Origin of the sequence: Brasilonema bromeliae SPC951 (genome assembly GCF_012912135.1) — a bacterium.
Lineage (GTDB): Bacteria > Cyanobacteriota > Cyanobacteriia > Cyanobacteriales > Nostocaceae > Brasilonema > Brasilonema bromeliae.
Genome location: NZ_QMEB01000095.1, coordinates 1 through 20,979, shown reverse-complemented (window position 1 = coordinate 20,979; position 20,979 = coordinate 1). Strand labels below are relative to the sequence as shown.

General features: G+C 43.3%; 18 protein-coding genes. 15 read left to right on the top strand and 3 right to left on the bottom strand.

Features of this window, described 5'->3' with window-relative positions; genetic code table 11:
* Positions 1 to 64 precede the first annotated feature (64 nt).
* The 5 genes from DP116_RS13720 (at position 65) to DP116_RS13695 (ending at position 8,512) form a co-directional block, all read left to right on the top strand.
* A complete protein-coding gene (locus tag DP116_RS13720) occupies positions 65 to 736 on the top strand; it encodes a HEAT repeat domain-containing protein (RefSeq protein WP_169155716.1) in 672 nt (223 codons plus the stop codon).
* A 253-nt stretch (positions 737 to 989) separates the two neighbouring features.
* Positions 990 to 1,556, top strand: coding sequence for a phycobiliprotein lyase (locus DP116_RS13715; RefSeq protein WP_169155719.1), 567 nt, complete (start codon positions 990 to 992; stop codon positions 1,554 to 1,556).
* Positions 1,557 to 2,509: 953 nt separating this feature from the next.
* Positions 2,510 to 5,491 carry a peptidase domain-containing ABC transporter gene (locus tag DP116_RS13705; RefSeq protein WP_169155714.1) on the top strand — a complete coding sequence of 994 codons (2,982 nt, stop codon included), beginning with the start codon at positions 2,510 to 2,512 and terminating at the stop codon, positions 5,489 to 5,491.
* Between the two features lie 156 nt (positions 5,492 to 5,647).
* Positions 5,648 to 7,174: a beta-barrel domain-containing protein gene (locus tag DP116_RS13700; RefSeq protein ID WP_169155713.1), complete on the top strand. Its 1,527-nt coding sequence runs from the start codon at positions 5,648 to 5,650 to the stop codon at positions 7,172 to 7,174.
* Between the two features lie 501 nt (positions 7,175 to 7,675).
* On the top strand, positions 7,676 to 8,512 hold the full coding sequence (locus DP116_RS13695) for a Uma2 family endonuclease (RefSeq protein ID WP_211173258.1): 837 nt from the start codon (positions 7,676 to 7,678) through the stop codon (positions 8,510 to 8,512).
* A 211-nt stretch (positions 8,513 to 8,723) separates the two neighbouring features.
* Here the strand turns inward: DP116_RS13695 and DP116_RS13690 are convergent, their stop codons facing one another.
* Positions 8,724 to 10,202: a site-2 protease family protein gene (locus DP116_RS13690; RefSeq protein WP_169155712.1), complete on the bottom strand. Its 1,479-nt coding sequence runs from the start codon at positions 10,200 to 10,202 to the stop codon at positions 8,724 to 8,726.
* 194 nt (positions 10,203 to 10,396) lie between these two features.
* On the opposite strand from DP116_RS13690, the gene DP116_RS13685 reads away from it, so the two are divergent.
* Entirely contained in the window at positions 10,397 to 11,134 is a 738-nt protein-coding gene (locus DP116_RS13685; RefSeq protein ID WP_169155711.1) for an MBL fold metallo-hydrolase, read from the top strand.
* A gap of 240 nt (positions 11,135 to 11,374) precedes the next feature.
* Here the strand turns inward: DP116_RS13685 and ctpA are convergent, their stop codons facing one another.
* Complete coding sequence (gene ctpA, locus DP116_RS13680; protein WP_169155717.1) at positions 11,375 to 12,616, bottom strand: carboxyl-terminal processing protease CtpA; 1,242 nt, start codon at positions 12,614 to 12,616, stop codon at positions 11,375 to 11,377.
* A 386-nt stretch (positions 12,617 to 13,002) separates the two neighbouring features.
* Between ctpA and petB the strand changes: the two genes are divergently transcribed.
* The 5 genes from petB to DP116_RS13655 all read left to right on the top strand — a co-directional run bounded on the left by petB (position 13,003) and on the right by DP116_RS13655 (position 17,119).
* Entirely contained in the window at positions 13,003 to 13,650 is a 648-nt protein-coding gene (gene petB / locus DP116_RS13675; protein ID WP_169155710.1) for a cytochrome b6, read from the top strand.
* Positions 13,651 to 13,848: 198 nt separating this feature from the next.
* Complete coding sequence (gene petD / locus DP116_RS13670) at positions 13,849 to 14,331, top strand: cytochrome b6-f complex subunit IV (protein WP_169155709.1); 483 nt, start codon at positions 13,849 to 13,851, stop codon at positions 14,329 to 14,331.
* A 554-nt stretch (positions 14,332 to 14,885) separates the two neighbouring features.
* Positions 14,886 to 15,329, top strand: a complete 444-nt coding sequence (locus tag DP116_RS13665; RefSeq protein ID WP_048868143.1) for an ATP-binding protein — start codon at positions 14,886 to 14,888, stop codon at positions 15,327 to 15,329.
* 69 nt (positions 15,330 to 15,398) lie between these two features.
* On the top strand, positions 15,399 to 16,631 hold the full coding sequence (locus tag DP116_RS13660; protein WP_169155708.1) for a glycosyltransferase: 1,233 nt from the start codon (positions 15,399 to 15,401) through the stop codon (positions 16,629 to 16,631).
* A gap of 116 nt (positions 16,632 to 16,747) precedes the next feature.
* The gene (locus DP116_RS13655) at positions 16,748 to 17,119 is read left to right on the top strand and encodes a hypothetical protein (RefSeq protein WP_169155707.1); all 372 of its coding nucleotides are present in this window, start codon (positions 16,748 to 16,750) and stop codon (positions 17,117 to 17,119) included.
* Positions 17,120 to 17,336: 217 nt separating this feature from the next.
* On the opposite strand, the gene DP116_RS13650 is transcribed toward DP116_RS13655, so the two are convergent.
* Positions 17,337 to 17,711, bottom strand: a complete 375-nt coding sequence (locus DP116_RS13650; RefSeq protein WP_169155706.1) for a DUF1823 family protein — start codon at positions 17,709 to 17,711, stop codon at positions 17,337 to 17,339.
* An 80-nt stretch (positions 17,712 to 17,791) separates the two neighbouring features.
* Here DP116_RS13650 and DP116_RS13645 point away from each other — a divergent pair, with 80 nt between their 5' ends.
* From DP116_RS13645 to DP116_RS13630, 4 genes are all read left to right on the top strand, one after another.
* A complete protein-coding gene (locus DP116_RS13645) occupies positions 17,792 to 18,112 on the top strand; it encodes an acylphosphatase (RefSeq protein ID WP_169155705.1) in 321 nt (106 codons plus the stop codon).
* Positions 18,113 to 18,352: 240 nt separating this feature from the next.
* Positions 18,353 to 19,135, top strand: a complete 783-nt coding sequence (locus DP116_RS13640) for a S1 family peptidase (protein ID WP_169155704.1) — start codon at positions 18,353 to 18,355, stop codon at positions 19,133 to 19,135.
* A 356-nt stretch (positions 19,136 to 19,491) separates the two neighbouring features.
* Positions 19,492 to 20,043 (top strand): COP23 domain-containing protein, encoded by a 552-nt coding sequence (locus DP116_RS13635; RefSeq protein ID WP_169155703.1) that lies wholly within the window; start codon positions 19,492 to 19,494, stop codon positions 20,041 to 20,043.
* A gap of 10 nt (positions 20,044 to 20,053) precedes the next feature.
* On the top strand, positions 20,054 to 20,979 hold a 926-nt coding region (locus DP116_RS13630), incomplete at its 3' end, for a trypsin-like peptidase domain-containing protein (protein WP_169155702.1).

The window sequence follows — 20,979 nt, the reverse complement described above, 5'->3', positions numbered from 1 at the left end:
GTCTGAGAATTTGTAATGATACTTAATATGAAGAAAAATAGTAAAAGTCATTTAAGTTAAAAAGATGGCAGTCCCAAGCTTACAGGAAATTTCCACTCAGTTAGAAAGTTCAAATTTGCGCGATCGCATGGTAGCCCTCGCCTCATTAAGGCATATTGCGGCAGAGGACGCACTCCCTTTGATTAAAAAAGTTTTGGATGACGAGTCTCTCCAACTGAGGTCAATGGCAATCTTTGCTTTGGGAGTCAAACAAACAGAAGAAAGTTACCCAATTTTGGTGCGAATCCTAGAAACTGACCCGGATTATGGTATACGTGCGGACGCTGCGGGTGCTTTAGGATATTTAGGTGATATTAGAGCCGTTGAACCCCTAATGCGAATATTTTATGAAGACACTGATTGGTTGGTACGGTTTAGCGCAGCTGTTTCACTTGGTAATCTCAAAGACAGTCGTGCCCGTGAAATCCTCAGAAAAGCATTAGATAGTGAAGAAGTCATTTTACAACAAGCGGCGATCGCTGCATTAGGAGAAATCAAAGATATCGAATCTGTGGATTTGATTTTGCGCTTTGCCCAATCAGATGATTGGTTAGTGCGTCAGCGTCTTGCAGAAGCCTTAGGTCATCTTCCCAGTCCAAAAAGTATTTCAGCTTTGAAATACATGGAAAAAGATAGCCATAACCACGTTGCTGAAGCGGCGAGGATTTCCCTGAAACGCTTGGAGGAAGCAGGTTAAGCAAATAAACTAGGGGTATAAGGGTGTAAGGGTGTAAGGGTGTAAGGGAAATACATTAACCAGGGGATAGGGAAAATGCATTTATTCTTTTATTCCTCTACACCCTTAGCTTTGGTCAAAATTTTTGAATTTTGAGATTGCGTCGCTTCGCTCGCAACGCTACGCGATTTTGAATTCTTTTGGGGGGTGACTCCCTCCTGTTACCTTGGAAGAAGTGAAATGAAAAGGATTTTGAAGCAAGGTAATTTCATTGATGAATATTGAAGAGTTTTTTCAGTTGAGTGCTGGTAAATGGTTTTCCCATCGTACCAGTCACCATTTAGCTTCTAAGCAATCAGAAAACGGCAAATCAGACACAATCATAGAAATACTGAGTAGTGATGATCCAGAAGTGGTGAAACTGTATCAACAGTACAATGTTGACCCTAGCCGCACTTGTTATGGTGCCAAAGTGACTTGGAATGCCACGATGGCAGGGAGTGAAAAAAAAGACACTGGTTCTACAGTATTCGTTGCTGTTCCAGATGAAGATAATCCCAATGAAGGCAAATTCCTGCGCCCAATAGATTCTGCTGGGAAACCCCTAGTTGCTGGACGCTACAAGATAGGCACTGATGACGCATTGACCTTAACAACAGAGTACGAAACCATGTGGTATGAGGAACGCCTGTGGTTTGCCAGTCCCAATTTGCGGATGCGGGTGAGTGTGGTGAAACGTATTGATGGTTTTAGCACGGCTTCATTCACTTCTGAAATTCGTATGGGTGGAAGTCAACCTACAGCGAAAACTTCTCAGGCAACTCATTCAGCATCCAGTTAAGTTTTATAAGTAACAATCACCATTAGGTGACCAAAGTTCTGATTTAACTAGCCCCTGCTAATAGGGGCTATAGTTTTGGTTAAGTCTTAACAGAATTTTTCATGTGATATTTATAGTAACAAATATTCGTGTATACAGTAATATTACTGGAAATGTGATGAAATCCTTGAGAAATGAATAGTATTTTTACCGTGCAATCTGCCTGAAATCACACTTAAGATAGTGAAGATATTGTAAAAGGTTTTCATACCTGACAAAGTAGAAGTAAAGTCTACGTCACAAGTGCCTACCAAAAATTAGTCAGGGTCGTTTAAATCTGCCACACACCAATTAAAAGAGCAAGTAACACAGCAGGAAAGAAAACTACTGAACTTTCGCGCGTTCAGTATTGGTGCATATACTTTCGATCCGTAAACCATGTCAACTTTGACGTTCTATTCACATGGGAGGTTGGTTTGTGCTTATACGACTGGAAAAATTTATCTTTGCACAATTGGATCAACTGATGTGTGAGCTCGCTCACATGAACTGTTTGAAATGTGGCTCAAAAAGCAGAACTAATAATTAGTTTCTCTTATCACCTTTAACTTCTTTTATCACTTTATCAGGTCATATCTCTTCTTCATCTAAGTCACAAGATGGAGTTTCCACAAAGTGGGACAAAAGGTGAGACCAGCGCTCTTGGTAGGGGAGCCAGTGCGGTCTTGGGGAGCCAGTGCGTTGGGCGGCTGTGCCGACTTGTAGCACCTGGCGTGTCTCCCCAAGTGGAGCATCTGGCGTTTTCCCGACAACAGGCGACTGGCGTATGCCTACGGCACGCCCTCTGGGCTAAAGCCGTAAGGCGTGCGCTTTGCGCATACCCGGAGGGTAGCAGGGTGCAAGTCAACAGTCAAAAGTCTTGGACTTTTGATTTCTGACGAATGATTAAGGACTAGTAACTCATCCAAAATCGCATGACTTATACTGCTTCCATACAAGAGTTCATCTCTGAATTATTTCCCTTCAATCAACTGCCAACACGAGAACTGGCAAAATTAGTTCCAAAGTTTGAGATGTTACGCTACCGCATGGGTCAGAGCGTTTTGGTGCGGGAACAAATGCCTGCTCAAATATCAATCATTTATGAAGGGCAAGCCCGCTTGCTGGGTTATGATCCGAATGCTCAGATGCCTGAAACGCTGCAATTAGTTCAAAGAGGAGAAATCCTGGGTTGGACTAGTTTAATCAGGGGGATTCCATGCGAAACAGTCATAGCCTCTACAGAAACCCTTTGTCTGACTCTAAACGCCACAGAGTTTTTAGAGTTGCTCAGACATTATCCTGCTATTGCTATTTGCTTTGAAAATCGCTGTACTGCTGTTGAAGTTTTTGAACTACTGAGTACTGAGTTAGCAAAGCGAGCTGATAGTGAAACTGTATTGGCTTCATATGGTGCAACAGATATCAAAGAACTGACCCTCAAAGTTTTAGACGAAGCAGTTGTCTGCACGTTCCTAGAAGAGACAATACCTTTGGATCACCTAGATCCTCAATTGGTGTGGTTTGTCAGTGGTGGGATACTTAAAGATTTTCCTCTGGGAAGTCGCTTACACCTAAACGATGTCATGACGTATCTAGAGGTACAAACTTTTGGTTATGTTCGCTTAGTCGGTTTGCCTCGGGCAACCCTTTCTGCCTCTGCATCTGGGTCTCAAACCAGAGATTTCTCAAGGATAGACTCTTTACTAGAAGAAGTACCACTAGCACCAGAACATCCTCATAGGCTAAGCGAACCATCAGATAGTCAATCGCGAAAATATCCTCATGTTCATGGTAGAGGTCCTCTAAAGGCGACTTTAGCTTGCTTCCAAATGCTGAGCCAGCATTTAAATATACCCTTTCGCCGGGATGTGATTAATCAAATCCTGAACAACCAGGTTTCGCGCACTCAAACTCTTTCACTACAGCTTTGCGGTGCTGTTTGTGAACTCATTGGGTTAAATACTCAAATGATAAACGTGTCAGCAAAAGCAATTACAAAACTGCAAGCCCCAGCGATGATTCGCTGGCAGGATACTTTCGCAATCCTTTATGAAATTAGCGAGAAAAAGCTAGTACTGGGTGTACCAGAAGTTGGGATTATCCAGCAATCTCCTGACCATTTTGTTGAAAATTGGGGTCAAGAAGGTCAGGTTTTGCTCCTCAAAGTTGCCAAGTATACTCCTAGGCGGCGATTTAGTTTAAGTTGGTTTGTCCCTTCTTTGGTGAAATATCGCAAAGTTCTGTTGGAAGTTCTGATTGCTTCCTTTTTTGTCCAAGTGTTTGGTCTGGCTAATCCCTTAATCATCCAGATCATTATTGACAAAGTGATTATTCAAAACGGCTTTGAAACCCTGAATGTATTGGGGATTTTGCTCTTAATCATGGCTGTTTTTGAAGGACTTTTAACGAGTGTCCGCACCTATCTTTTTGTTGATACGACTAACCGGATTGACCTGACTTTAGGCTCAGAAATTATTGACCGTTTGTTTCGTTTACCCTTGCGCTATTTTGAACGACGTCCTGTTGGGGAGTTAGCCACTCGCGCCAGTGAACTGGAAAACATTCGCTCTTTTATGACGGGTACTGCTTTAACAGTGGTGTTGGACGCAGTTTTTTCGACAATCTACATCGCGGTGATGCTGGTCTACAGTTGGATGTTGACTCTTGTGGCTTTGGCGACTGTACCCTTGTTTGCTTTTCTGACGATAGTTTTTTCCTCAATCATGCGCCGCCAACTGCGTTTCAAAGCTGAGCGTTATTCTGAAACACAATCTTATTTAGTCGAGGCGCTGTCAGGTATTCAAACAGTCAAAGCCCAAAATATTGAATTGCGATCGCGCTGGCGCTGGCAAGAATATTACAGTAATTATGTCACTGCTGGATTCCAAAGTGTTGTCACTTCCACAGCTGCTAGTGTCACCAGCAATTTTCTTAACCAAGTCTCTTCCTTACTTGTGTTATGGGTAGGAGCGTACTTAGTCCTCAAAGGACAATTCACCTTAGGACAACTTATAGCCTTTCGGATTATTTCTGGCTACGTCACCGCTCCTTTATTACGATTAACCCAATTGTGGCAGAACTTCCAACAAACGGCTCTCTCTCTAGAACGCCTTGCAGATATCTTGGATACTCCCTCAGAAGTTGATGAAGACAGTGAAAACATTCCCTTACCTACCATTGACGGTACTGTCAAGTATGAAAACGTCTGCTTTCGCTTCACACCAACTTCTCCACTTCAGTTGAATAATATTAACCTGGATTTCCCAAGCGGAAAATTTGTCGGTATTGTCGGACAAAGTGGTTCTGGTAAAAGCACTTTGATGAAACTTTTACCACGACTGTATGACTTAGAGTCTGGCAGAATTTTCATTGATGGCTACGACATCTCCAAAATAGAACTTTATTCCCTGCGCCGTCAGATTGGTATGGTGCTTCAAGACTCACTTTTGTTTGACGGAACCATACAGGAAAATATTGCGCTGACAAATCCCGACGCCACAACTGATGAAATTATGACAGCAAGCAAGGTTGCTGCAGCCCATGACTTTATTATGTCTTTACCCAATGGCTATAACACCAGAGTCGGAGAGAGAGGCTCATCCTTATCTGGAGGACAGCGACAGCGTATTGCTATTGCTCGTACAGTTTTACAAAACCCCCGCTTGTTGATTCTCGATGAAGCAACCAGTGCTCTAGATTACCAATCGGAACGACAAGTTTGTGACAATTTGGCAGAAGCATTCCGAGGAAAAACAGTGTTTTTTATTACGCATCGCTTAAGTACAATCAAGAATGCTGACATCGTTTTGCTACTCGAAAAAGGGTTAGTTGCAGAACAGGGAACCCACAATGAATTGATGGCACAAAAAGGACGTTACTACTGCCTTTATCAACAACAAGAAGCACAACTTTAAATCAGTGAACAGTGAACAGTGAACAGTGAACAGTAAACAGTGAACAGTAAACAGTGAACAAGGGGTGGACGAGTCCGTTTCCTACCTGATAACTGATAACTGGTAACTGATAACTGATAACTGATAAAAACTACGGCTATAAGTGAATTGAAAGCAATGAAACTTGATCACAAACGTGTTGTCTCTGGAAAAATACTAGACACTGAGATTAAAGTGCCTGTAAAGTCACCACAACAGACGGATTCTACACCATCTGTTGTGCTCAAACAGTCGCCTTTATTCTCACGGGTCATTCTTTGGGGACTGATGGGAATGACAACTTTGGTGGTGATTTGGGCAAATTTTGCCAAAATTGACGAAGCAGTTCCAGCTCAGGGTAAACTTGAACCGCAAGGTACTGTAAAAGAAATACAAACACCTGTGAACGGGGTTGTGAAAGCTGTTTATGTTAAGGATGGGCAAAAGGTACACCGTGGTGATGTGCTGTTAAGGCTAGATCCAACAACAGCGCGATCGCAACTACTTTCTCTACAAAAAGTCCGCAACACATTAATGCAGGAAATTCAATTTTACCGTACCCAACTTGTTGCGAAAAATGCTTTATCAAATCCGCAATTCATTGAGCGAACTAATCTCCCTCCAGAGATCGCTTCTCTGACAAAAAATCGAATAGCGCTGATAGCCGAAAATCGATTGTATCGTGCTCAGTTGAGTGAAAACTCTCAAAATCATCAGTTAGCGCCAGAGGAAGAAGCTCGTCTACAATTTAGCAAAGCAGAATTAAATTCTCGACTCGCAGATGCTAAATTGGAAACAGAAAAATTAGAAAGACAGCTTAGTCAAGCGCAAATTCAGTTCTCCTCTGCTAAACAAGTTAAGGATGTTAGTCAGACCATTCTTAATGGTATTGAACCACTTGCTAAACAAGGAGGAATTTCTCGCGTACAATACCTCAAGCAAAAACAGGAAGTGAGTCAGCAGCAAGCTGAAATGGAACAGTTAAGGCAGGAGCAAGCGCGTTTACAATATGCGATCGCCCAATCAAGAGAAAAGCTCAGAAATACAATGGCTGGAGCGAAAAAGGATTTACTCACAAAAATTGCTGACAACGAGAAACAAATTGCGAGTCTTGATAGAGAGTTGAACAAAGTAATCATAGAAAATGAGAAGCGGATTGCTGAAATTGACGGTCAGATCAGCCAAGCTCAAGTCACTTTACAATATCAAGAACTGCGTGCTCCATCTGATGGAATTGTTTTCGATCTTAAAGCTAAGTCTCCCGGATTTGTTGCTAGTTCTAGTCAACCAGTTCTCAAAATTGTACCGGATGAAGCTCTCACGGCTAAAGTTTTTCTCACCAATAAAGATATTGGTTTTGTGAGAAAAGGAATGAAAGTCAATATTAGAGTTGACTCTTTTCCCTTTAGTGAGTTTGGCGATATTAAAGGTGAGTTAGTTTGGATTGGTTCTGATGCTTTGCCACCTGAACAAGTTCGTCCATATGACAGTTTTCCTGCTAGAATACGCTTAGATACACAATCTTTGCGTGTTAACAATCAGGAATTACCTCTGCAATCAGGGATGTCAATCACTGCAAATATTAAGGTACGTAATCGCACTGTGATGAGCATTTTCAGCGATTTGTTTACCAAGCAAGTTGATAGCCTTAAGTCGGTGAGATAACAGAGCATTATAATGTATGCAAATTTACTGCGGCTGCGAGTACCGGAATTCCCCTATTTGGCAAGCTAGTAAGTAAGTCAACCAAATTAAACATAAGATTTACGTAGGGTGCGTTAACGGAGTGTAACGCACCCTACATTTTACGTTTTTTTAGGTTGAACTATTTAGCAGTATTTGTGATATTAAATCCGTTTGTATCACAATTATTTCTCCCTCTTCTCTGGTGTGTTCTGGAGCGCCCACCGCGAACTTTGCGGGAGGAACATCCACACCGCAAATTCGCTCTCTGCGGTTTTTTAATGATTCAGATGCTACCGGATGTGATCAGGACTTACGCAAAATAATGAAAAAATAAACCGCAAAGGACGCAAAGGGCACGTATCTCCTGCGGAGACGCTTCGCTAACGCGTAGCGTGCGCCTTAGCGCATAGTTAAGAGGGTTTAAAAGGGTTTTTGCGTAAGTCCTATTGATATGATTCTTGCGATCAATCCACAGGCATTTTGTTTGGCGCAATTCCAAACGAAGATAAAACCTCCGTCAGCACAAGAGCGCAATCGCTCCTTGAAATGGGACATCATGCACTTTTGAACCCGTGGATAATAGATAAAGACCCGAGAGAAAAACGCTCTGGTAATATAGTCTTAACTAGGGAGACACCACATATGGTGATGATTTCCACACAAGTGAGTGAGCTTGAACTGGAAGACTTTCAAGGCAAAGTCACCCAAAATGTTGTCCTCCCCAATGTGAGTTGGCAAACTTACAAAGCCCTATTGGCTGACATGGGTGACCACCGTGCTGCCCGTCTGACCTATGATCAGGGAATCCTCCAAATTAAGATGCCATCCAAACTCCACGAAATCATTAATCGGCTATTGGCAAGAATTGTCACAACTTTGACAGAAGAACTGGAATTAAATGTTATTGATTTGGGATCAACAACTCTAGACAGGGAGGATCTTGATAAAGGTGCAGAGCCCGATACTTGTTTCTATATTCAGAACGCCAATCAACTCCAAGGACTCGATCCAGAGATTCCTAAAGATTTGCCGCCCGATCTGGTTATTGAAGTGGATATCACCAGTCCTTCTACCCACAGAATTGGGGTATACCTTGCCCTAGGCATTCCTGAAGTCTGGTGCTACACCAAAAAACAGGGATTAAAAATTTATCACCTGCAAACAGATGCGTCTCATCGAGACTATGTTGAGTCAGAATTTAGCCTTGCTTTTCCCAAGGTATCTGCACAAGCGCTCAATCAATTTTTGCAACAGCGCCAAACTCAAAACGAAAATACTGTGATTCGTGCTGTTCGAGATTGGATTCAAAGTAACTAGTAGTCCACCACACCAACTTTGCTCATTCTTCTTTCTCTTCCTTTGCGTTCTTGGCGCCTATGTCCTGCGGACACGCTGCGCTAAGGCGGTTCGTTCTTAACCAATCAAAGTTGCCTTGACAGACTACTAGTGGTGAGGACTGCTGTTTCCAGATCTGTTTGAGTAGCTTTTGGGACTCGCCAGCCCTCCAGGTTTGCTCCGCAATCAGTTGTTAAATATGTAACAATCTAGCAAGTACCTGCGGCAGCGGTAGTACGATGATGACTAACAAAGCCATTGCTAGCAACCCCGCTATGTCACGCTTATTATCAAGTTCTGTGACATCATTCAAAGCAGGTTCATCAATCAATGGTAAGAATAATAAGATAACCGCCCACGGAAAAAATTCTGGCTGTATCAAAGAAAGTAGCAGCAGTAACAAGCGAGAAATTTGACCAATCACAACTGCTGTTCTTTGTCCAAACATCGCATGGACTATGTGACCTCCGTCGAGTTGTCCTACTGGCATTAAATTCAGTGCTGTTACAATCAGTCCTAAAAAACCAGCGACTGCGACTGGATGCATATGAATCGCTGAGTTTGATGTTAGCTGACTTCCCAAAGCTAGCTTTGAAAGTAGCGCCAGTAGGATGGAATATTGGGGATTGAGGGCATTTGTGTTGAGCAATCCTGTTTTTTCTGGCTGGGGAACTATGTCGGAATGAGCCAAACCCCATACCAGAAGTGGTAAGGTCATGATAAACCCACCAAGGGGTCCGGCGATACTGACGTCGAATAAAGCTTTGCGGTTGGGAATTGGACTACGCATTTGAATAAATGCACCGAAAGTTCCCAAAAACAAAGGCATTGGGATAAAGTAAGGCAGCGTTGAGCGAATTTTGTAAAATCGTGCTGTTAAGTAGTGACAAAGTTCGTGCGTACCCAGAATCGTTATCAACGCTAAGGCATAGGGCAATCCCTTGAGAAGTTCCGCTGGGTTGGATGCAAGCATTGTAGAATTGACACCAGCAAATCGCACACCCACCAAGGTAGTCGTTACCAATGTCACTGCTAGGAGCATGAGCGCTAATCCTGGTCGTGTTATCTTTTCTTGACCACGACTATTAGCTTTTGCCAATTGAGGATTAGGAACAAGCACGAAGAAAGGTTTACTACTGAAACCTTCTTGAAAGATGATGAGAAAGCGATCGCCAAATTCCTTTTCAATATTTGCCTTAATTCGCTCGTAGGCGTTGCTTGCTGTCGTCCTCAATTGACCTCGACAGATAATTGCCTGGGGTCGATACTCAATGTTTTGAATGTAGTATACAGACCAGGGAAAACAATTTCTTAGCTGAGTTTCTTCCGTTGGCTCAATGGGACGCACTGGTACTGGTTCTGCGATATTATGTATATCCGGTTGTGATTGTGGTACTTTTTGTGGTTCAGTACGAGTTTCCTTTAGCGAGCGACGCCCCCACTGAAACAATACCCAGTATAACAGAGGACAGACAATTAATGGCCAAATCATCAACGCTCTTGGCGGAGGTTGTTTCGCCCCGTATACCATTGTCCAAGTTGTCCATAGCAGTGCTGGTATCATGAGTACTAGCCATAACAGCCACACAGGCGTTCTGGTGATTTGAGCAACACTGCGCTGCACCATCAAATAAGTGATTAGTCCCAGTAGAAGAAGAAACCAAAAATTCATGTGACTTTCAGTTGTTTTAAGATGTTAAATCTTGCTTGTCCTCAAGCGCTGTGCAGCACCCACAACAAGCATATGCCCCCAAAATTCAATTTTTCTGACAACAGTCAACAGTCCTGGGAAATTTTGCGTTTTTACATCAATTGTCCAACACTGTCACCTGATTTTTGACAACTCCTCATCTAACAGTTTTTCTCATGTCTTCCTTGCCCCAAGAGTCAAATCATTATACGGCAAAGCTACCACGATTGGTCTTCTCTAACGAAGTTCTGATTTCAGCAAACCCCCGCTCGGATTTCGCGTTAAGTACAATTTTTGCATTTCCACCAAACAGAGACACATTAGGGGGGACTGCTTATTTTATTGTAGGAAACGAAGGCAATATTTTGATAGATTGTCCAGCTTGGGATCAAATTAATCAAGATTTTTTGCGATCGCATGGAGGCGTGCGCCACCTATTTCTGACTCATCGAGGCGCTATTGGCAAAACAGCAGAAATTCAAAAAACTTTCAGTTGTGAAGTTTTGATCCAAGAGCAAGAAGCCTACCTATTACCCGGAGTAGATATAACTACCTTTAATATAGAGTTTACCTTAAATTCAACAGCGCAATTAATTTGGACACCTGGTCATTCTCCTGGCGAATCTTGTCTATACTACCAACAGCTAGGAGGCGTACTATTTACCGGACGTCATATCCTCCCCAACCAGCACAGTGAACCTGTACCCCTACGAACCGCTAAAACTTTTCACTGGTTCCGACAAATCAAAAGTGTCAAATTGTTGCTAGAACGGTTCACACCAGAAACACTCCAGTACATTTGTCCTGGAGCCAACACAGGTTTTCTCCGGGGAAAGCGTTTTATCGATAATGCTTATACGCGTCTGGCTTCTGTTGATTTAACGGCTTTACGACAAGTACAACCCCTACTTTGAGCAAAGTAGGGGAGGGAAGGAAAGAGGAACAGTAGGAGGTCTTGATATTTTCTCACACCCTTCGGGTATGACCTATGGCTAACGCCACGGCTGCGCCGAACGGTCACGCTGCGCTTTAGCCCTTTGGGCGTGCGCTTTGCGCATACGCAGTCGCCAAGTGAGGGAGAGCCGTCATTCGCGCTGTCTCACCGTCATTCGCGCTGTCTCACTCCCACACTCCCTCATCTCCCCTAACCCACACTAAGCTGCGCCTGCTACTACAGAGTTTTTCGCCAAAAATTCTATAGCTGCTTGATATTGAACATCTGCTTCTGTGCCAATCTGTTCGCGAGTGATTGGTTCAGAAGAAATTAATTTGTCTGGCTTTATACCTTGCTTATTGATATCGCGGTGGTTGGGGGTTTCATACTTAGCAATAGTGACAGCTAAGCCGGAACCATCAGATAATTCAAATAAGGACTGGATTAAACCCTTGCCAAAGGTGGTTTCTCCTACTAAAGTCCCACGACCGTTATCTTGTAATGCACCAGCAAGAATCTCGCTAGCACTGGCGCTTCCTTGATTGACCAAAACCACTAAGGGGTCACGAGTCATTGCTGGACCAAATGCTTCAAAGCTCCCCTGAATGCCTTGACGATTCACTGTGTAAACAATGGTACCAGATTCTAACCACAAGCGGGCAATTTCAACTCCTGCCTGCAAGAGTCCACCTGGGTTATTTCGCAAATCGAGAATGTAGGCATCAGCGCCTTTTTTTTCTAAACTGGAAATAGCATGTGCTAACTCCATAGGAGCATTGGCGTTAAATTGTGTGAGGCGAAGATAGCCGATAGACTTTCCTTGAGGGGAAGAGCGTAGTTCTGCTACGACTGGGTTGAGTGCAATGCGATCGCGCACCAGTTGAACTTGCCATTCTTCTGTGTCTCGTTGCATGAACAGAGTCACAGGAGTACCAATCGATCCCCGCATTTTGGCTGCTGCTTCGTCAAGGGTCAGTTTTTGTGTGGAGATGCCCTCAATTTTTAAGATGCGATCGTGCGGTCTAATTCCAGCTTTTTCTGCTGGTGAACCAGATATGGGAGCCAGAACCTCTAATAAACCCGTCTCGGCATTGAGAGCGATTTGCAATCCAACTCCTGTGAGTTCCCCAGAAGTATTGACCTGTAGACTGCGGTACTGTTCTGGGTTTAAAAAACGGGTAAAAGGGTCGTCAAGGCTCTGGAGCATCTTTTGAATTGCCGAATAAGCTGATTCCTGGTCTTTGAGTGGCTTTGCCAGAACCTTTTGCCTTACGGACGCCCAGTTTTGATGATTAAATGTTTCATCAAGATATGTCCGATTGACAATCCTCCAGACTTGTGATATAAGTTTCTGCTCGTCTGTTAAAGCCAAGGCAGGTTGACAAAAGCCGCAAAAACCTACCCAAAACGCTAATAACAGGGATAATCCCGCCCGAAAAACTTTCTTTTGCATGAACCCCATTTTCACTTCCACTTTCATCCCGAATTGCCAGAGTTTGCCCAAGCTTCCTTGCTTTTTGATGAAATCTGTCTCTCGACTATGTTACTTTTTTTATAGAAGTGGTGCATTGCTCTCATCTAGTTGTTCAGTCAACATCAAAATTAAAGAGCGCACATTCTACTTCCAAAAAGATAAAATCGACTTTGTGTCCACCACCACCGTGTGTTTGGGGCACAAGAGAACGCAATACATACCCTCTTTTCAGAGTGTAAAGTTTTTTTTAAACTATTAACACTCTGAATGCTCAAAAAGATAACGAGCAAATGCCTGTTTAACTAAAATCCCAAAACTGCAACAATTTGGGAAGTTTATCAACCGCGAATCGATTTCTAGGAACCTGAGCTTGTATGGCTAATGTTTACGACTGGTTTGAGGAGCGCTTGGAGATTCAAGCGCTTGCTGAGGACGTCACCAGCAAGTATGTCCCTCCTCACGTCAATATCTTCTACTGCTTGGGTGGAATCACTCTAACGTGCTTTCTTATCCAGTTCGCGACTGGATTTGCGATGACATTCTACTACAAGCCAACCGTCACTGAAGCTTTTTCTTCCGTGCAGTACATCATGAATGAAGTCAACTTTGGCTGGCTCATTCGTTCCATTCACCGCTGGTCTGCCAGTATGATGGTGCTGATGATGATTTTGCACGTTTTCCGGATTTACCTGACGGGTGGGTTTAAAAAGCCCCGCGAATTGACTTGGGTAAGTGGTGTCATTTTAGCTGTGATCACAGTTTCTTTTGGTGTGACTGGCTATTCATTGCCTTGGGACCAAGTTGGTTACTGGGCTGTGAAAATTGTAAGTGGTGTACCAGAAGCAATTCCCGTCGTCGGTACCTTGATGGCTGACTTACTACGTGGCGGCTCCAGCGTTGGTCAAGCGACACTAACTCGTTACTACAGCGCACACACTTTTGTACTGCCTTGGTTAATAGCCGTCTTCATGCTATTCCACTTCTTGATGATTCGTAAACAAGGGATTTCTGGTCCTTTGTAATCGCAAGTTGTGAGCGGTGGGGCATAAACTTTTAGTTTAAACACGGGAGTCGTTTGTTCTAAACTTATGGAAAATGAGACATTAGACATAACAGGTACAAGAACAAATACTTCGCATAAGCTAAAAAGTTAATGCCCACACTTATGACGGTATTAACAAAAGCTTGAAATTCATTTCAGCAGGAGAGCACATTAAAAAATGGCGACACACAAAAAACCTGACCTGAGCGATCCAAAATTAAGAGCCAAACTAGCAAAAGGCATGGGTCACAATTACTATGGCGAACCAGCTTGGCCTAATGACCTGCTGTACGTCTTCCCAATTGTGATTATGGGGTCTTTTGCTTGTATCGTGGCTTTATCTGTATTAGATCCTGTCATGACTGGAGAACCAGCGAATCCCTTCGCTACACCGCTGGAAATTCTACCAGAGTGGTATCTCTATCCCGTATTTCAAATTTTGCGTTCAGTTCCTAACAAACTCTTAGGAGTGGTATTGATGGGTTCCGTACCCCTAGGACTGATGCTTGTTCCCTTTATTGAGAACGTGAATAAGTTCCAAAACCCCTTCCGTCGTCCAGTAGCAACTACGGTGTTTTTATTTGGTACTTTGGTAACTTTATGGTTGGGAATTGGTGCAACTTTCCCAATAGATAAGTCCTTTACCTTTGGACTGTTCTAAATTAGTTAGCTAAAGAAATACGGGCATTGCATTAACTACCAAGTTTGAGGTTCTATGTCGAACCTCAAATTTTCTTCAAATGGTAAGTCTGTACTGGCTCTTGCAAACCACTGGCGCTGGCTTATGCTTTGTCAAAAAATACGCTAAAATAGACGCGTCAGCCAAAAGGTGAAAACCTACACGTTGATTGCAGCATAGACGCCCAACAGTTGAATTAACAAGTTTTAGCGAGTAAGAGGGAAGTTTAAAACCCTTAAGTTTTTTATCAGGGAATGTCGCATCACACGGCAAGTTTAATTGCTACCAAATTGATCTAATCAAGGTCTGAAAAAGAACACAGAATTCGGAATTCAGAACTCGGAATAAAAAGAGCAAGTTCCTCCTGACTCCTGACTCCTGACTCGTGAGTTCTTTATTAGTCAGTACAAAACTTTGATTAACCAGGTTGTATTTTGGATTTCAATTTTGCATGGAGATGAAATTGCAAAATTTCAAATTTGTAGTATACAAAAGCTACAAACATTTTTCACTCACTTATCATTAAGTCAAGGTCAATGCTAAGCATAGTGCAGCAAGACCATCTGACGGTGAAGAGCGAACTAAAGCTTCTAAATCAGGTGCAACAATGGTTTGAACGATTTTGTCTGCAACACTTGTTTCAACTTGGTTGGTCAGAAAGTCAACTCTATCGCCTCAACCTAGCATTAGCAGAAGGCTTTACCAACGCCGTACGTCACGCCCATCATGCTTTACCTCCGGAAACAACCATAGAAATTGATGTTTCTTTATGGATGGATCGGTTGGAGATGAGAATTTGGGATTATGGAAAACCTTTTAATCCTGATGCGCTTGAAGAACCAGAGCCTGGTACACTTCAAGTAGGAGGATATGGATGGTTTCTTCTGCGGCGTCTGGCTGACCACGTTGTCTATGAACGTGGTGCAGATGGCAGAAATTGTTTGCTCATCGTCAAGTATGGTTTACAGGGGCAGCCGTAAGAGTTTTCAGTTAAATTGACTACAAAATAGTAGTTTGAGAAAGCTAGTCTCGAAGCAAAGTAGTCAATTATGGATAAATTTCTCACAGAAAAAGGTATAGATTTCAGTCAAAATTCCCAAACAAAAGTTAATCAAGTCTTCGTGTTCCTAGAAGTTTTTGAGCGAGAAGGCGGAATTCAATCACATGTAAAGGATATTTTTCGAGCCTACCTAGCACTTGACGAACCTTTTTATGCAGAAGTATTTTTACTCAGAGATAGTCATAACTGCTCAAATCCTTTTGAGTCAGAACGTTTAAAATTTCATTACTTCAAATCCCAGTCTCCTCATCTGGGACGAGTCAGAATGACTCTAGCATTACTTTCCCATCTGTTGCGTCAGCGACCGGCGCACGTCTTCTGTGGTCATGTAAACCTTGCCCCCTTAGTTAGTATCTTGTGTCAACCTTTGGGAATTCCTTACACGGTTATGACTCATGGTAAAGAAGTTTGGCAGGCGTTACCAACCCTTACGAAGTCTAGTTTGCAAAAAGCCGCGCACATTTGGACAGTAAGTCGTTACACTCGTCAAGTAGCCTGTGCTGTCAATAACCTTGACCCTAACAAAGTCAAACTATTACCTTGTGCTGTGAATGGTAATAACTTTACTCCAGGAACAAAATCGACAGCGTTGTTAGAGCGCTATGGTTTAGTAGGAGCAAAGGTACTGATGACCGTGGCGCGACTGTGGTCTGGTGATATTTATAAAGGTGTAGATGTCACAATCCAAGCGTTACCGCAAATAGCTGAGGTTTTCCCTGAGGTAAAATATTTAGTTATTGGTCGTGGCGATGATCAACCTCGATTAGCTAAACTTGCTCAAGATTTAGGCGTTAGCGATGCGGAAGCCGCCACCTTCGGTGATGCTCACTCGGGGAGCCGCGCAAAGCGCGATCGCGTCATCTTTGCTGGGTTCGTTCCCACAGAAGAATTAGTAGAACACTACCGTCTTGCTGATGCTTACGTAATGCCTTCTGCTGAAGGTTTTGGCATTGTCTACTTAGAAGCAATGGCTTGTGGTGTTCCCGTGGTGTCTGGTGATGCAGATGGCTCAGCCGAGCCGTTGCAGGATGGTAAACTGGGATGGCGCGTTCCACACCGCGATCCAAATGCAGTCGCACAAGCTTGTATAGAAATACTCAAAGGGGATGATCAACGTTGTGATGGGGTATGGTTGCGAGAACAGGCGATCGCCCTATTTGGTATCGAGACTTTTCAGCAGCGCTTGAAAGAGCAGCTTTTGTCTGGCGTCAAAACTTCATAGTCACCCATTGCACCTTTGTTGAGTTTTGTGACTGATTGCGATTAACAATTAACGAGTAACTATTGACTTTTTAGTAAAATCGTTATCCTAGAGGGAGAGCAAGAGACATTTAAAAAATGAGCCTTAAAACGTTTCAGCTTAATCTGTCTAATTTACGCCCTTGGCTCACCTTGCTAGCAATTACATGGTTGCTGGCGTCATTAGGCTTGGGCTGGTTGGTTAACTCCTTGCTGATTATTATTGGGCTATTGTTGTTGGCACCCATTCTCATTTTTTTTGGGTTTCGCTTCTGGCTACAATACAACTTGGTCACCGACCAATGTCCCGTTTGTAGATACGAATTTACTGGTTTAAAGCACTCTCAGTTGCAGTGTCCTAATTGTGGGGAACAGTTGATGGTGCAACAGGGACATTTTCAGCGCTTGACTCCAGAAGGCACAATTGATGTGACAGCAGTTGAAGTACCGAGTAAATCACTTAGTGATTAGCAGTTTTCAATCGGGTGAAACACAAAGCTTTGCGAGGGCACAGAGTATGACTCTGTGAGCAGCGCCGTGCGGAGAGAAGTTTGAGCGGAGGTTTCCTCCGTTCGCGCAGCGTCTCCGGAGGAGACTCAAAGCTTCGGAGGGTTCCCCCCCGTTGAGGCGACTGCGGAGTCCTTAGCACGTGTTAAAATCCCTGCAGCATGCTACGCAAACAGCCCAATCAAAAGTCAATGCTATTGAGTTGCATATAACTTAACAACCAATTTGCCGCTGTTGCCCTCCGTGTTTGCCGAGGTCCAAATTCACCAATTTTGTAACCTTTAAAACCCAGCTTTTCTTTTAATAACTGTTTGTTCTCTTGAGGAATGGAACGAGTCAGCTTGACTGTTGGGGGGCGACTATCGATAAAATCTGGTGGTTGTGGGTACTCATCCCGCCATTCTGGTGCGACTTGGTGAGTGTCCCACTCTCCTGTTGAGGAGTCATGGCGATACCCCAAGCAATGCCATACCAATTGGTTGACTGTAGCATCATCAATGTCCTCATTGAGGATTGCCCAAATAGTTTCTGTTGTCAGTGGTGGCAAGTTAGACATACACAAGTTAGTTGGAATTCAAAATTCTTTGGTGGATCATAAACAAGGTAAACTGAAAATAGTAAAGACTTGACCAGTTAATGCAGAATACCACACCGCACCCAAAGCAAGTCCGCGCTCATGTATTCATTTCTGGAAGAGTTCAAGGAGTAGGGTATCGCTACTCCACCGTGGATACTGCTACCCAACTCGGATTGACAGGTTGGGTACGAAATCTTCCAGATGGTCGCGTAGAAGCAGTGTTTGAAGGTAGTCAAACGGTTGTAGGACAAATGATTCGTTGGTGTTACCAAGGACCACCCGCTGCGATGGTTAAAGAAGTTTCGATAGAATACGAGGAACCTGAAGATTTACGGGGATTTGAAGTTAGGCGTTTTGAAAAGTCTGAGCTGGGTCAATGACCAGCACGGCTGTTCTTTCGATGTAGGCAATAAGGAGACAACCGACTGAGATAGGGAAATATCCAGTATCTGGATATCATTCAGAAATACTGCTACATTTCTTTGTAGCCTAGTTTATTGTAGCTCAAGGATGTAGCGCATTCATTGTAGATGTCTATTTATACCTCAAGAAAGCAGAAGTTCAGCCCAACAGTTCAGTCAAACTCTCAATCTAGCCCAAGCGCTAGTAATATTCCTTAGATGAATTGGCGTAAATCAACACAGACTGTTTGTGTTGGCGGTTTATTAATCGCGCTTTTGATATTGGTAGCAAATATCAGTTTTTCTGACTCACAGAGTAAAGTGAGTAGCAAGGATACGACACTCAAACAACTGCCTACACAACTATCAGTAGAAGAAATTCAAAAGCAGGCGCAGGCGATCGCTGTCAAAGTCATATCAAAGAACTTCTTAGGCTCCGGTATTATACTAAAAAAACAAAAATCTGTTTATACAGTTGTCACAAATGCTCATGTACTGCGAGCAGACAAGCCCCCTTATCGTATTCAAACTTCTGATGGTCGCATTTGGCAAGCAAAGACATTAAGTGCAACATCTCTACAAGGCAATGATTTGGCGATCTTGCAGTTTCGCCCCACTAACGCTGTTTATGCTGTCGCGTCTGTTGGTTCTTTTCCCAAAGAAGGGGATGAGGTGTTTGCAGCTGGGTTTCCGTTTGATGAAGAGAAACAAGAAGCAAAAAACTTTACCTTCACCACTGGAAAGGTATCTTTGGTTTTACCCAAAGCTTTAGAGGGAGGTTACCAGATTGGTTACACCAATGATATCCAAAAAGGTATGAGTGGCGGACCATTACTCAATCGTCGCGGTGAGGTTGTGGGTGTGAACGGGATGCACGCCTATCCGTTGTGGGATGCACCTTCAGTGTTTTTGGATGGTGAGGAAGCTGATGAAAAGTTGCATAAGATGATTGTGCGGTTGAGTTGGGCTGTGCCAATTGAGACAGTTGGGAGAAGTCCATAGGTGCGCATTCCTACGGTGTACACACAAGTCATCGAATCACTCAAAATTCCCTCGGAACCTCACCCTGCCCTGTCGGGCATCCCTCTGGTGCGAGTTCGGAGAGGGAAAGATTTTAGGGGTTATGCGACAATTGTGGGCAAGTATAAGGGCATGATGTAGTTAATTACAAAGTTTTCAGCTTAAGTTAACACCAATGCTTTAAGGGAAACGGCTGATAACTTTTCTTCACAATTTGTGAGTGTAAAAGTACCATTAAGACTGAATATTATGGCATAGTTTGAAGTAGTGCTATTTAAATTTGTAGTTCAATTTATTCTTCTAAAATAGAGCTTTAACCTTTTTTAGTGAATTGCATTATGAAATTGAGAACATCTACTCAAGTAATAACATTGGGTGTGAGAGTTTTCAGTATAGCTACGTTGACGACATTTGCCACAACTGTAACTCTAAATCAACGCAGCTACGCAGAAAGTCCAACCTTCTACTGTGGTAAAAGCAATGGTGTACCTACAACATTTGTTCGTACACAAGACGGAAAAGATCTGCCGGTGATTCGCTGGTTTTCCAAGTATTTTAGCGGTACAGGATTGACGCCTCAGCAACGCTGTCTGGAAGTCTCTCGCAGATTTCAGAGGAGCTATGACCACGATACACTGAGATATATCAAGGCAGATACCTACAAGGGACAACCCGTGATGTGCGCTGTTGCTGAAAAAAACGCTGCTTGCACAGATACGACTTTGTTATTTACTCTCAAACCAGGTAGCGATCCTGACGCTACTGCACGTCAGTTATTTGATCGCCGTGCCTTGGCAGCTGGAAATACCGTGAATCAAACTGGTGGTGACAAAAGCAACACTCGCGTCAATATTGATGTGGAAGCATATTTATACTTTACTAAAAATTGAATATTGAATAATGAACTTTTATTATCGGCTCGCGCCAGCAGTAATTGGGGTATCAATCGCTGTTTTGCAGACGCAAGTGGCTGTGGCACTATCTCCAGCTGAGGTGAATAAAACTGCCAAGGAAATCACAGTGCTGATTCAAAGTAAAAAGCCTAGGTACGGTTCTGGGGTGATTATCAAGAAAGAAGGCAATACTTACACCGTCCTCACTGCAGCTCATGTGGTAGAAGGAGCAGATAATTATGAAATTATCACTCCTGATAATCGGCGCTATGCTGTCAACTACAGGACTATAAAACCGCTGCCTGGAGTAGACTTAGCCGAGGTGCAGTTTAGCAGCAGTCAAAATTACACTGTTGCTAAAATGGGTAACTCTGACGCCAGCACAGAAGGCACAACGGCTTATGTAGCTGGGTTTCCTGCACCGACATTCGCGATTAATCAGTCAATTTACACTTTCATTGATGGGCGGATTACTGCTAATGCCTCGAAACCGCTGCGTGATGGCTATGCCTTGGTCTACAGTAATAATACGTCAGACGGCATGAGTGGTGGTGCAGTCTTGAATGAAAAAGCTGAACTGATAGGAATTCATGGTAGAGCTGACAAAGATACCAAAGAAATCAAAACAGGCTTTAACTTAGGCATTCCCATCAATACGTTTTTAATCATTTCAGCAAAAGCTGGGGAAAATGTGGGAGTTTCTGCTCCTAGCACTCAAGTAGCGACAAAACCCAAAGCTGACGACTTCTTTATTCAGGCTGGAGATAAGTATAAAAAACGAGACTTTAAAGGAGCAATAGCTGATCTCAACCAAGCACTGCGGATTAATCCCAACTATGCCAACGCCTACTTCGGTCGGGGTGTTGTCCGCTACGACTTGGGAGACAAGCAAGCAGCAATAGCTGATTTCAACCAAGCACTGCGGATTAATCC

Bases quoted from the DNA above. Each gene is read 5' to 3' on its own strand.
- DP116_RS13720 (WP_169155716.1), top strand. From the start codon at position 65: ATGGCAGTCCCAAGCTTACAGGAAATTTCCACTCAGTTAGAAAGTTCA.
- DP116_RS13715 (WP_169155719.1), top strand. From the start codon at position 990: ATGAATATTGAAGAGTTTTTTCAGTTGAGTGCTGGTAAATGGTTTTCC.
- DP116_RS13705 (WP_169155714.1), top strand. From the start codon at position 2,510: ATGACTTATACTGCTTCCATACAAGAGTTCATCTCTGAATTATTTCCC.
- DP116_RS13700 (WP_169155713.1), top strand. From the start codon at position 5,648: ATGAAACTTGATCACAAACGTGTTGTCTCTGGAAAAATACTAGACACT.
- DP116_RS13690 (WP_169155712.1), bottom strand. From the start codon at position 10,202: ATGAATTTTTGGTTTCTTCTTCTACTGGGACTAATCACTTATTTGATG.
- DP116_RS13685 (WP_169155711.1), top strand. From the start codon at position 10,397: ATGTCTTCCTTGCCCCAAGAGTCAAATCATTATACGGCAAAGCTACCA.
- ctpA (WP_169155717.1), bottom strand. From the start codon at position 12,616: ATGGGGTTCATGCAAAAGAAAGTTTTTCGGGCGGGATTATCCCTGTTA.
- petB (WP_169155710.1), top strand. From the start codon at position 13,003: ATGGCTAATGTTTACGACTGGTTTGAGGAGCGCTTGGAGATTCAAGCG.
- petD (WP_169155709.1), top strand. From the start codon at position 13,849: ATGGCGACACACAAAAAACCTGACCTGAGCGATCCAAAATTAAGAGCC.
- DP116_RS13665 (WP_048868143.1), top strand. From the start codon at position 14,886: ATGCTAAGCATAGTGCAGCAAGACCATCTGACGGTGAAGAGCGAACTA.
- DP116_RS13660 (WP_169155708.1), top strand. From the start codon at position 15,399: ATGGATAAATTTCTCACAGAAAAAGGTATAGATTTCAGTCAAAATTCC.
- DP116_RS13655 (WP_169155707.1), top strand. From the start codon at position 16,748: ATGAGCCTTAAAACGTTTCAGCTTAATCTGTCTAATTTACGCCCTTGG.
- DP116_RS13650 (WP_169155706.1), bottom strand. From the start codon at position 17,711: ATGTCTAACTTGCCACCACTGACAACAGAAACTATTTGGGCAATCCTC.
- DP116_RS13645 (WP_169155705.1), top strand. From the start codon at position 17,792: ATGCAGAATACCACACCGCACCCAAAGCAAGTCCGCGCTCATGTATTC.
- DP116_RS13640 (WP_169155704.1), top strand. From the start codon at position 18,353: ATGAATTGGCGTAAATCAACACAGACTGTTTGTGTTGGCGGTTTATTA.
- DP116_RS13635 (WP_169155703.1), top strand. From the start codon at position 19,492: ATGAAATTGAGAACATCTACTCAAGTAATAACATTGGGTGTGAGAGTT.